9 protein-coding genes are annotated in these 11,633 nt (G+C 64.2%); 7 read left to right on the plus strand and 2 right to left on the minus strand.

The window, feature by feature from the left end; translation table 11 throughout:
- The first annotated feature begins 2 nt into the window (after window positions 1-2).
- The 3 genes from XH98_RS29035 (at window position 3) to XH98_RS29045 (ending at window position 3,902) form a co-directional block, all read left to right on the plus strand.
- Complete coding sequence (locus XH98_RS29035) at window positions 3-611, plus strand: TetR/AcrR family transcriptional regulator (protein ID WP_271600769.1); 609 nt, start codon at window positions 3-5, stop codon at window positions 609-611.
- Window positions 612-734: 123 nt separating this feature from the next.
- Window positions 735-2,189, plus strand: coding sequence for a dihydropyrimidinase (hydA, locus tag XH98_RS29040; protein ID WP_271620641.1), 1,455 nt, complete (start codon window positions 735-737; stop codon window positions 2,187-2,189).
- 93 nt (window positions 2,190-2,282) lie between these two features.
- Window positions 2,283-3,902 carry an ABC transporter substrate-binding protein gene (locus XH98_RS29045; RefSeq protein WP_271600771.1) on the plus strand — a complete coding sequence of 540 codons (1,620 nt, stop codon included), beginning with the start codon at window positions 2,283-2,285 and terminating at the stop codon, window positions 3,900-3,902.
- On the opposite strand, the gene XH98_RS29050 is transcribed toward XH98_RS29045, so the two are convergent.
- Window positions 3,899-5,242 carry a glycoside hydrolase family 3 N-terminal domain-containing protein gene (locus tag XH98_RS29050; RefSeq protein ID WP_271620642.1) on the minus strand — a complete coding sequence of 448 codons (1,344 nt, stop codon included), beginning with the start codon at window positions 5,240-5,242 and terminating at the stop codon, window positions 3,899-3,901. The two genes, XH98_RS29045 and XH98_RS29050, sit on opposite strands and share 4 nt — an antisense overlap.
- A 188-nt stretch (window positions 5,243-5,430) precedes the next feature.
- Here XH98_RS29050 and XH98_RS29055 point away from each other — a divergent pair, with 188 nt between their 5' ends.
- The 3 genes from XH98_RS29055 to XH98_RS29065 are packed head-to-tail and all read left to right on the plus strand — an operon-like array spanning window position 5,431 to window position 9,233.
- Entirely contained in the window at window positions 5,431-6,903 is a 1,473-nt protein-coding gene (locus tag XH98_RS29055; RefSeq protein WP_271620643.1) for a DUF4153 domain-containing protein, read from the plus strand.
- A 42-nt stretch (window positions 6,904-6,945) separates the two neighbouring features.
- Entirely contained in the window at window positions 6,946-7,650 is a 705-nt protein-coding gene (locus XH98_RS29060) for a response regulator (protein ID WP_271600774.1), read from the plus strand.
- Window positions 7,647-9,233, plus strand: a complete 1,587-nt coding sequence (locus XH98_RS29065; protein ID WP_271620644.1) for an ATP-binding protein — start codon at window positions 7,647-7,649, stop codon at window positions 9,231-9,233. Before XH98_RS29060 ends, XH98_RS29065 begins: the two co-directional genes overlap by 4 nt.
- Here XH98_RS29065 and XH98_RS29070 read toward each other — a convergent pair.
- Entirely contained in the window at window positions 9,230-9,370 is a 141-nt protein-coding gene (locus XH98_RS29070) for a hypothetical protein (protein ID WP_167353997.1), read from the minus strand. The genes XH98_RS29065 and XH98_RS29070 overlap by 4 nt on opposite strands.
- A 463-nt stretch (window positions 9,371-9,833) precedes the next feature.
- Between XH98_RS29070 and XH98_RS29075 the strand changes: the two genes are divergently transcribed.
- Window positions 9,834-11,483 (plus strand): S53 family peptidase, encoded by a 1,650-nt coding sequence (locus XH98_RS29075; RefSeq protein ID WP_271620645.1) that lies wholly within the window; start codon window positions 9,834-9,836, stop codon window positions 11,481-11,483.
- The last annotated feature ends 150 nt before the right edge of the window (window positions 11,484-11,633 follow it).

Raw genomic sequence — 11,633 nt, forward strand, 5'->3', positions numbered from 1 at the left:
GAATGACTAAAGCCTTGGAGCGACGAGAGAAACTTCGAGCCGACCTGATCCTGGCGGCGGAGCGGATGATCGCGACCCGCGGATTGGCGGGCCTCAAAACCCGCGATCTTGCCAGCGAGATCGGCTGCGCCAACGGGGCGGTCTACAATCTCGTCGCCGACGTGGACGAGCTGATCCTGCGGGTCGGCTCGCGCACACTGCATCGACTGGACGACGCGCTCAGCGCTGCGGAAGGTGCCGGCGAGCCCGCGCCGCAGGAGAGGCTGGTCCGCATCGCGATTGCCTATTGCGATTTCGCTGCGGAAAATCTCCAGCTCTGGCGCGCGCTGTTCGAGCATCGCATGGCGGCCGACAAGATCGTCCCGGACTGGTCCGTTGACGACCAGATGCGGCTGTTCAGGCATATCTATGTGCCGCTCGCCGCGCTGTTTCCCCGTCGCAGCCCGGAGGAGCTCGGCATCACCGCGCGCAGCCTGTTCTCGGCGGTCCACGGCATGGTGGCGCTCGGACTGGAGCAGAAGCTGGTCGCCGTGCCGCTACCGGCGCTGCGCAAGGAAATCGACGGCCTCGTGCGCGCGATGATTGACGGATTGATCGCGCGGGCAGCGTAGCGATAGCGAGGCCAAGGGCAGAAATCCAAGGACGGCGGTTGACTAAAATTTCGCCTGTCACATCATGCCCGCTGTGCTTAGTTTTGCCGCGTTTCGTCCTCCCCTCTCCTTTCGGAGTTTCCCATGTCCCTCCTCATCCGCGGCGGCACCGTCGTCAATCATGATCATTCGCGCCGTGCGGACGTGCTGATCGAGGGCGAGAGCATCGTCGCGATCGGCGCATCGATCGCAGCGCCCACGGGCGCGGAGATCCTCGACGCCAGCGGCGCCTATATCATTCCGGGCGGCATCGATCCGCACACCCATTTGGAAATGCCGTTCATGGGCACCGTCACCGCCGACGATTTCGAATCCGGCACGAAAGCGGCGCTGACCGGCGGCACCACCATGGTGGTGGATTTCTGCCTGCCTGATCCCGGCCAGTCGATGCTCGCCGCCTATCAGGAATGGCGTCACAAATCCGAGAAGGCGGCGAGCGATTACGGCTTCCACATGGCGGTGACGTCGTGGTCGAAACAGATCTATGACGAGATGGAAACCGTGGTCAAAACCTACGGCATCAACACTTTCAAGCATTTCATGGCCTACAAAGGCGCGCTGATGGTGAACGACGACGAGCTCTACAACTCGTTCGCGCGCTGCGCCCATCTCGGCGCCATGCCGGTCGTGCACGCCGAAAACGGCGATGTGGTCGCGCTGATGCAGGAAGCCTTGATCGCGCGCGGCGTCACGGGTCCGGAAGGGCACGCCTACTCACGGCCGCCGGAGGTCGAGGGCGAAGCCACCAACCGCGCCATCATGATCGCCGACATGACGGGCACGCCGGTCTATATCGTGCACACCAGCTGTCGCGAGGCCCATGAGGCGATCGCCCGCGCGCGGGCTGCCGGCAAGCGCGTCTATGGCGAGCCGCTGATCCAGCATCTCTTGCTCGATGAGCGTGAATATCAGAACAAAAATTGGGATCATTCCGCGCAGCGCGTGATGTCGCCGCCGTTCCGCGACAAGTCGCACCAGGACAGTCTGTGGGCGGGCTTGCAGTCCGGCTCGCTGCAAGTGGTCGCGACCGACCATTGCGCCTTCACGACGGAGCAGAAGCGGTTCGGCCTCGGTGACTTCAGAAAGATCCCGAACGGCACCGGCGGCCTCGAAGATCGCCTGGCGCTGCTCTGGACCGCCGGCGTGGCCACGGGCCGTCTGACCAAGGAAGAGTTCGTCGCGGTCACCTCGGCGAACATCGCCCGCATCCTCAACATCTATCCGCGCAAGGGCGCGGTCGCCGTCGGCTCGGATGCGGACATCGTGGTGTGGGATCCGAAGGCGACGAAAACCATCAGCGCGAAGCGGCAGATGAGCCGGATCGACTACAACGTGTTCGAAGGCTTTGCCTGCACCGGCGGTGCGGCCGCGACACTTTCGCGCGGTCGCATCGTTTGGAAGGATGGCGATCTGCGTGCCGAGGCCGGCGATGGCCATTATGTCGAACGGCCGGCGTTCTCGCCGGTGCACGTCGCGAACTCGACCTGGAAGGAGCTGACCGCCCCGCGCGGCGTCGAGCGCGGAGCAGTCACGCCGTAGCAGCACCGCTCGCGCAACATGCGACGTCACGAAGCGCATCCGGTGGCATGCGCCTTGCCTCTTTGACGAGCAATCGCTCTGAAGGAGGCATCAATGAGCCCATCGTCTTTCGATCTGACTCGCCGCAACGTCGTGCTTGGTGGCCTCGGCCTCGCTGGACTGACGATCGCCCCGTCGCTCGTCTGGGCGCAGGGGCGCAGCGAGACGCTGCTGGTGGTGCAGGAGCTTGGGCCGAACTCGCTGGACATGCAGGGCGTCGGCTCGAACCAGACGGTGAACGGCCTGTCCTGGAATTGCTATGACCGCCTGCTGACCTATGCGTCGAAGATGCTGCCCGACGGCACATTATCTTACGACCGCGAAAAGCTCGCGCCGGAGCTCGCCGAGAGCTGGGAGGTTGCCGCCGACGGCATGTCCTGCACTTTCAAGCTGCGCAAGGACGCCAAATTCCACGACGGCACGCCGGTCACGGCCAAAGACGTCAAATGGTCATTCGACCGTGCGGTGAAGGTCGGCGGTTTCCCGACCTTCCAGATGTCGGCGGGCTCGCTCGAAAAGCCGGAGCAGTTCGTGGTGGTCGACGATCACACCTTCCGCATCGACTATGTCCGCAAGGACAAGATGCTGCTGTTCAACGTCGCCGTCGTCGTGCCTTTCATCATCAATTCCGAGCTGGCGAAGAAGAACGCGACGGCGGAAGACCCGTGGGCGCTGGCGTGGCTGAAGAACAACGAGGCCGGCGGCGGGGCCTACAAGATCGAGAGCTGGAAGCCGGGCAGCGAGACCGTGCTGGCGCGCTTCGACGACTGGAAGAGCGGGCCGCTGCCGAAGGTCAAGCGCGTCATCGCGCGCGACGTCCCCTCTGCCGGGACCCGCCGCGCCATGCTGGAACGGGGCGATGCCGATATTTCGAGCGGCTTTGCGCCGCGCGATTTCGAGCAGATCATCAGGGAGGGCAAGGTCAAGGTTTCGGGCGTGCCGATCCCGAACGCACTCTGGTACGTCGCACTGAATACGGCCAAGCCGCCGTTCGACAATGCCAAGCTGCGTCAGGCCATCGCTTGGGCGATGCCTTATGAGCAGATCCAGAGCAGTGCCTTCTTCGGCCGCGCCGTTCCCATGTATGGCGGCGCGGCAGACGTCTCAAAGCCGGTCTGGCCTCAACCGTCGCCCTACGTTACCGATCTCGACAAGGCCAAGGCGCTCATGAAGGAGGCCGGTTTCGAGTCCGGCCTGGAGACGTCGCTGTCGTTGGACACGGGCACGGCCACCGTCGGCGAGCCGACCGCGATCCTGATCCAGGAGAGCCTCGCCAAGATCGGCATCAAGACCTCAATCGAAAAGATCCCCGGCGCGAACTGGCGCACGACGCTGAACAAGAAAGAACTGCCGCTCGCGCTCAACCGCTTCAGCGGCTGGCTCGACTATCCCGAATATTACTTCTACTGGAATTTTCACGGCAACAATTCGATCTTCAACATCTCCTCCTACCAGAACAAGGAGATGGACGCGCTGATCGACAAGGCGCGCTTCACCACTGACGCCGCTGAGTACGACAGGTGCGTGAGGGATTTCATAGCGCTCTGCATGCGCGACGTTCCCGTCATTCCGCTTAACCAGCCGATCCACGACGTCGCCATGCAGAAAAACGTCAGCGGCTACGAATTCTGGTTTCACCGCGAGCCGGACTATCGTCAGTTCGCAAAGGGTTAGTTCTTTTCGACAACGCGGACGGCGCCTGAAGACGCCCGCGCCTGCGCGATCGGAAGCCCCCGTTCCAGCCGCGCCGCGCTTGCGCGCAGCATGGCCGCATCGAGCTTGCCCTGCCGCGATCCGTCGAGCGCACAGCCGAAGATCCGGTAGAATTGCGCGCCGTCATAGGCGACCAGCAGCAGGTCGACGCCGGCGTTGATGGCCTCGACCACGGCTTTGCAGACGTCGTGCTGATAGATCGCACCCATCACGAGGTCATCGGTCATGACCAGGCCCTGGTATTTCCAAGTGCTGCGGATAATGCCGTCGACGACGCGTTTCGAATGCGAGGCGGGGCGATCAGGATCGACAGCAGTCAGTGTGATATGGCCGACCATCAGCGCACTGTGCGACTGCGACAGCACTTCGCGGAACGGCAGCCAGTCGGTCGCTTCCAGCTCCCTGACCGGCGTATCGAGCTTGGCGTTGAAATGGTGTGTGTCGGTGCGCACACGGCCGATGCCGGGGAAATGTTTGAGCGTGGCGCCCACGCCGGACTCTTCGAGCCCGCGAACGTAGGCAGTAGCGATCGTGCTGACGACGGCGGGATCTGTAGCAATCGCCCGCTGGCCAATCAGCGTATGAAAGTCGAGGCGGTTGCGCCGCTGCGGCGGCTTCAGATCCAGTACGGGCGCGAGGTTGAGATTGACGCCAAGGCTGACGAGTTCGCGGCCATGGATGCGGCCGAACTCTTCCGCCCTGGCCTGCTGGTCTTCTGGAGCAAGCCCGGAGAGCGTCGCCAGGGCCGGCACTTTGGTCAGCGGCGGCGCGAGATGGCCGACGATGCCGCCCTCCTGGTCCGTGGCGACGATCAGGGGCGACAGGCCGGCAGCACGCCTGACATCCTGGAGCGCCGCGATCTCGGCACGCAACGCATCGACCGATTGGCCACGGATGTTGTGCCGGGTGACGTAGACGCCGCCGATCAAGCCCTGTTCGGCAAGGCGCAAGACCTCTGGAAAAGAGGAATAGCCGACCATGAAGTGCGGCCCGAGCTGACGTGCCTCGGCCACGTCAGCGCTGAGCACGTCGTGCTTGCGCAGCTCGAAGCTGAAATGCGCCGCCGCCATCAGCATCGGCGGCAGGCACCAGAGCATGACGAGCAACCTGCCGGAGAGGCTGTGCCAGCGCCCGCGGCGAAGGAGCAGGACGGCGATCGCGATACTCGCGATGATGAGCGCGATGTTCCCACCACCACGCAGCGGGATCAGATAGGGATCGTTCTTGTTCGCGGCCGCGACCGCGACGACAGGCGCGGCACACCATAGCAAGATCAGGCCGGTACGACGGAGGAACTGCATGATGCGTTACGTCCGAGGAATGGCGGATGATCCGCACCTATCAAAGCGATTTGCGCTGCGCGAGAGGCAAAAGCGCGCCTGCACGAAATCTGCAAAAGACTCCTGAAACGGTGCAGACGTTGATCCCGCCTTCTGCACATCTGCCGTGCAGATTCGTGATGCCACCCATCACGAAAGGTGTTCTGGACATGACGAGCCTGGCTTCGACGATCGCGGCGGACATCCAGCCGATCAGGCAATCCGCAATTCCAGCCAAGCTTGGCTGCGCGCTGGCGCTGGCTGCGCTCGCCGACTGGCTGTTCTATGGCCATCGGATCGGGCTGTCGCTGACGCTGTTTGCGGTCGCGACGGTCTGCATGTCGATGCTGTTCAATTATGCCACGCTTGATCGGCGTCGCGCCATGGTCGGGGCCGTCATTCTCGTTGCGGGCCTGATACCGGCGATCGAGGAGCTCAACGCGCTGTCCTTCCTGATTCTCGTGGCGGCGCTCGCCATTGCCCTGCTGTTTGCGACCAGCCCGGAAACGAGCGGGCTCGCCGATCGTGCGCGTGCACTGCGCAACTTCTTTCTGTTCGGCCCCTTCAGGGTCTTCCTCGAAGCACTTCAGGTCTTCAACATGTCCGCATTCACCCGTGGCATCGCACTCTGGCTGCTGCCGGCGGGGCTCGGCACCGTCTTTGTCGCCCTGTTCGCGGCGGCCAATCCGGTGATCGAGCAATGGCTGTCCCTGCTCAATCCAAATGTCATTTTCGAATATGTCAGCATCTCGCGCGTGCTGTTCTGGACCACGATGCTGGCGCTGGTCTGGCCGTTCATCCATGTGCGCTGGCGGCGCAGGAAGGTTGTCGTCACAGACGTCGCCGAGGCTCCCGTGCCACCGCCACTGCCGCCCGTCGTCTCGATCGAATTCCTCGGCCCCTCCACCATCCTGCGCTCGCTGATCCTGTTCAATCTGCTGTTCGCGGCGCAGTCCGTTCTCGATGGCCTCTATCTCTGGGGGCATGTGGCGTTGCCCGCCAACATGACTTATGCGGCCTACGCCCATCGCGGCGCCTATCCGCTGATCGCAACCGCGCTGCTCGCCGCCGCCTTCGTGCTGGTCGCAATGCGTCCGGGCGGGCCGGCAGAGAAATCCACCGTGATCCGCCCGCTGGTCTATCTCTGGGTGGCGCAGAACGTGCTGCTGGTCGCCTCGTCCATCCTCCGCCTCGATCTCTACGTGGACATCTACATGCTGACCTATTGGCGCATCGCGGCCTTCATCTGGATGGGACTGGTGGCGCTGGGGCTCATCCTGATCGTCGCACGCATCGCGCTCGACAGGTCGAACCGCTGGCTTGTTGGCGCCAACCTGATCGCGTTAACGATGGTGCTGTATAGTGCTTCTCTGGTGAACTTCGATGCATTCATTGCCGACTACAATCTGAAACACAGCAGTGAAATGGGAGGGAACGGCGTGAAGATCGATGCCAACTACCTCCTCACATTGGGCCCGCAGGCGCTGCCTGCAATCGACAAGGTCATCGCGCTGCGCGGCGGCGATTACTGTCTTGCGGGACGTCGGAATCGACTTGTAGAAGGTCAACGGCAGGACCTGACCTGGCGGGCCTGGGGCTTTCGGAGCTGGCGGCTGCAACGCCGGCTCGACGCGCAAGCCTAGAGGCCGCCGAGCAATCAGCCGGCAGGGTGAGCGGAGAGAGACTTGGCGCATCGCATTCTCATCGTCGACGACGAGGGCCACATCCGCGAGGTCATCCGCGTTGCGCTGAAGAAAGCCGGCATGGACGTGGTCGAGGCCCGCGACGGCAAGGAGGCGCTTCTCCGCTATGCCGCCGACAAGCCCGATCTGATCGTGCTCGACATCGGCATGCCCGAGTTCGACGGGCTCGACGTCTGCCGCGAGATCCGCAAAGTCTCCGACGTGCCCATCCTGTTCCTGTCGGCGCGCGACGAGGAGATCGACCGCATCCTCGGCCTCGAGATCGGCGGCGACGACTACGTCACAAAGCCCTTCAGCCCGCGCGAGCTGGTAGCGCGGGTCAATGTCATCCTGCGCCGGCTCGGCCCGCGCAATGGCGAGCCCAAGGCTGGTCCCGCCGCGCTGTCGCAAGGCGGCTTGCTGATCGATCCCGAGCAGCATGTGGCGACCTTCGCTGGTACGCCGCTGAAGCTGACTGCAATCGAGTTCGGCATCTTGCGAGCATTCCTGACCCGGCCGACGTCGGTGTTCAACCGCGAGCAGCTGATGCGGGCGGCCTACCAGCTCAACATCCAGGTCTCCGACCGCACCATCGACAGTCACATCCGCAACATCCGCGCCAAACTCGCGGCGCTGGCTTGCGACAACGTGATCGAGACCATTCACGGCGTCGGCTTCAAGCTCGGCCGCTGCGAGAAAGAGGCATGAGCGCTCCGCCTGACAAATGGCGGCCATCGCTCGGACTCGTGATCTTCGCGGTGCTCGCGACCGTCGCCGTGCTGCCGCTGGTCGGCCTGTTCTTCTTCCGCCTCTACGACAACCAGCTGATCCGCCAGACCCAGGCCGAGCTGATCGCGCAGAGCCGCGTGCTGGCGACGATCTATGCGCAGGAGGTCACGGCACGGCTCGACAGCGGCTTGATGCTCGGCGCCGAGGTGGCGCCGAACGTGTTGCCAGATCCCGGCGATCAGTTCACGCCGATCCGGCCCGCGCTCGATCTCACCGCCAATGATCTGTTGCGACGGCGGCCGGACGCGATGCCCGCATCCCGGCCGGCGCAGCAGGCTTACGTCGAGATCGGCGCCAAGCTGACGCCGATCATCCGCGAGACCCAGAAGGTGACGCTGGCGGGGTTTCGCATCCTGGATCCGCAAGGCGTGGTGGTCGCGGGGCGGCAGGAGGTCGGACAGTCGCTTGCGCATATCGAGGAGGTCGCGGACGCGCTGCACGGGCAGTACCGCGCGACGTTGCGCAACCGCGTGCCCGACAAGCCGCCGCCACCGATCTATTCCTTCAGCCGCGGGCTTGGCGTGCACGTATTCTCGGCCATGCCCGTGATCGTCAACAACCGCGTGGCCGGGGTGATCTACACCACGCGGACGCCGAGCAATATCTTCGACCATCTCTACCAGGAGCGCGCAAAGTTCGTGCTGGCGGGGCTGGCCGTGATCCTCGGCACGATCGCGATCGGCCTGGTATTCTCGCGCACCATCACGCTGCCGATGCGCGAGTTGATCGACCGCGCCGCCAGAATCGGCCGCGGCGACCGCGAGGCGTTCCAGCCGCTCCGGCACTACGGCACGCGCGAGTTCGCGCAGCTCTCGCACAGCTTTCTCGGCATGGCCGAGCAGCTCGCAAGGCGCTCCGACTATATCGCGACATTCTCGGCCCATCTCACCCATGAGCTGAAATCGCCGCTGACCTCGATCAAGGGCGCGGCCGAGCTGTTGCAGGATTCGTTTCAGGGCAAGCCCGATAGCCTGACGCCGTTAGAGCAGCGGACCTTCGTCGCCAACATCCTCTCCGACACAAAGCGGCTGGAGGCGATGGCGCAGCGGCTACGGGAGCTGGCGCGTGCCGAGAGCCTGCCGCAGAACGAGCGCACCGAGCTTGCGCCCGTCATCGCCGACCTCAGGAGCCGGTTTCCGGAAAGCGTCATCAAGGCCAGCGGCAGCCTCGACCGGGCGATCGGCATGTCCGGCGAGAAGGCGCTGATCGTGCTGTCGCACCTCGCCGACAACGCGGTGCGGCACAAGGCAGGGACGATCAGGCTGGAGGCTGTGGACGAGCGGACGACGCTCAAGCTGACAGTCAGCAATGACGGTGAGCCGATCTCGGCGCCAAACCGCGACAGGATCTTTGACGCGTTCTTCACGACCCGCCGCGATCAGGGCGGGACCGGCATGGGCCTTGCGATTGCGCGCGCGGTGATGGCGAGCCATGGCGGCTCGATCAGGCTCAAGCCCGCCGACGACGGCGTCGCCTTCGAGCTTCAATTCCCTGCTGCCTAGATCGCAAACACCCAGGCGGCGACGATGGTGCCGATGGTGACGAGACCTGCGATGGTCCAGCCAGCGGCGTATTCCAGCTCAGGATGACCAGTCGCCCGCATGATCTCTGCCGGATCGGCGGTATGCTTATCTGCCATGACTGCCTCGCACGTGTTTTCCCGTGTCATGGATAAGTCGCACCAGCCGCGATTAGGTTCCATCACGGACGCGCGAATGGCAAAAAAGTCGAAAACAACCCCATGCACAGTAGAACGAACTCGCGCGCTCCATCCGCCGGCGTGCATCCCGCGCCCGCGCACGCGCGACGATTGCGATGAGCAACTACGTCAGATCGATTGGCTCATTGCCGAGGCGTGCCTTCCGACAGGCTGACGCGATTGTGAGACGCGCACGGCACGATCGGCTTTGCCGCATCAGCATCCCGCTGCTAGGATGCAATGCGTCGTTTTACTATTTTAGGTTTGATCCGTTTCCGTGCCGGCTTTTCCGGCCTGATCACCGCGATCCATTTTCGAACACCTGAACACTTTCGAACCGACAGGACCCGCGTCCGCAATCCCAGTTTTCCAGCGCGCCACCCCCGTACAAGGAGGAAATACTATGTCCCCTAGTGCAACAGCCCACATGGTCCAGCTTCCCAATTCCGTCCATCAACTGCCGACGGGCTCGAAAGCGATGCGCCGAACCAACGGCCAGCGCTGGATCGAGCTGACGGTCGGCGTCAAGCGATCCGTCGATCTGCCTGATCTGTCCGATCTCGACAAGAAGCTCCCCAAGGATCGCAAGTACATGACGCGCGACCAGCTTGCGAGCAGTTACGGCTCCGATCCCAAGGCCATCAAGACGATCGAGGATTTCGCCAGGGCGCACAAGCTGGTCGTCACCCGCAACGAACCCGCCGCCGCGCGGCTCGGCATCGCCGGGACGGTCGACGACGTCAGCAGCGCCTTCGGCGTCACGCTGTTCGACTATTCCCATCCGCATCTCGGCGACTTCCACGCCCGCACCGGTCCGGTGCACGTCCCGGCCGAGGTCGGCGATGCCATCACCGGCGTGTTCGGCCTGAACAACCACCGTGTGCTCCGCCGTTCGCGCCATTCGGCGACCAGCGCCAGGCCGGATTTCGCAAGCTCGGTGCGGCACTGGTTCATTCCGACCGAGCTCGCGGGCATCTACAATTTCCCCAACATCGATGCGAGCAGGCAATGCATCGGCCTGCTCGAGTTCGGCGGCGGCGTGGAGACGCCTGACGTCGCGGCTTATTTCAGCAAGATCGGCGTTCCCGCGCCGGAGGTTGCCGTCATCGCGGTCGACGGCGTCTCGACCGATCCTTCCGGCGATCCGGACTCGACCGGTGAGGTGATGCTGGACGTCGACGTCGCCGGCGCGCTCGGCGGCGGCGCCAAGATCGCCACCTATTTCTCGACTTTCGACGAGAAGGGACTGGTCGATTGTCTCGCCAAGGTCGTCAGCGATTCCGACAACGATCCTTCAGTCGTCTCGATCAGCTGGGGCTGGGACGAGAACCAGGCCTTCAACAATGCCGGCGTGATCTGGTCACCGGCTGCGATCGACCATTGCAACCACAGCTTCCTCGCCGCGGCCCATCTCGGCATCACGTTCTGCGTCTCCACCGGCGACGACGGCTCGGAAGCGCAGATGCAGGACGGCCGGGCCCATGTGAACTTCCCCGCGAGCAGTCCTTATGTGCTGGCCGTGGGCGGCACGACCTTGCACGCGCGCAAGAACGCGAAGAAGCAGGTGCAGGTCGCCGAGACCGTCTGGAACGACGGCCCCCGCAGCGGCACCGGCGGCGGTGTCAGCGACATCACGCCGGTTCCGAGCTGGCAGCAGGGCATCGTGCCGAAGTCGATCAATCCCGGGCACTTTGCCGGACGCGCGATTCCCGATGTCGCGGCCAATGCCGATCCGGCCACCGGTTATCTGACGATGTCGGGCGGCAAGCTCGGCGTTGTCGGCGGCACCAGTGCCTCCGCGCCGCTCTGGGCCGGCCTGATCGCCCGGATCAACGCCGCGCTCGGCGCGCGGTCCGGCAATTTCAATGCCCTGCTCTATTCCAAGTTCGGCCCCGCTGGCGTGCTGCGCGACATCACCGTCGGCAACAACGACACCGACGGCCTGCTCGGCGGCCAATATCAGGCGGGCCCGGGATGGGACGCCTGCACCGGCTGGGGCGTGCCCGATGGCAACAAGCTGCTCAATGCCCTGCAGGGCGGCCCGAGCAGCTAGACGAGCGGAATCTGGCGCAGGCGGGCGAGCTGCCTGCCTGCGCGAGAAACATGGCCGCGTCCGCCCGGCGCGGCCGGTTTCGTGTGTCGTGTCCGCTTGCCCCCTGAACAGCGGCACAACAGCCGACACGCGGGGAAGTCCGTTGCGGGC

Source organism: Bradyrhizobium sp. CCBAU 51745 (genome assembly GCF_028128715.1).
GTDB classification, from domain to species: domain Bacteria; phylum Pseudomonadota; class Alphaproteobacteria; order Rhizobiales; family Xanthobacteraceae; genus Bradyrhizobium; species Bradyrhizobium manausense.

Excerpts from the sequence above, each read along its gene's own strand:
- hydA (WP_271620641.1), top strand. The coding sequence starts at position 735 with ATGTCCCTCCTCATCCGCGGCGGCACCGTCGTCAATCATGATCATTCG.
- XH98_RS29055 (WP_271620643.1), top strand. The coding sequence starts at position 5,431 with ATGACGAGCCTGGCTTCGACGATCGCGGCGGACATCCAGCCGATCAGG.
- XH98_RS29075 (WP_271620645.1), top strand. The coding sequence starts at position 9,834 with ATGTCCCCTAGTGCAACAGCCCACATGGTCCAGCTTCCCAATTCCGTC.
- XH98_RS29050 (WP_271620642.1), bottom strand. The coding sequence starts at position 5,242 with ATGCAGTTCCTCCGTCGTACCGGCCTGATCTTGCTATGGTGTGCCGCG.
- XH98_RS29035 (WP_271600769.1), top strand. The coding sequence starts at position 3 with ATGACTAAAGCCTTGGAGCGACGAGAGAAACTTCGAGCCGACCTGATC.
- XH98_RS29065 (WP_271620644.1), top strand. The coding sequence starts at position 7,647 with ATGAGCGCTCCGCCTGACAAATGGCGGCCATCGCTCGGACTCGTGATC.
- XH98_RS29045 (WP_271600771.1), top strand. The coding sequence starts at position 2,283 with ATGAGCCCATCGTCTTTCGATCTGACTCGCCGCAACGTCGTGCTTGGT.
- XH98_RS29070 (WP_167353997.1), bottom strand. The coding sequence starts at position 9,370 with ATGGCAGATAAGCATACCGCCGATCCGGCAGAGATCATGCGGGCGACT.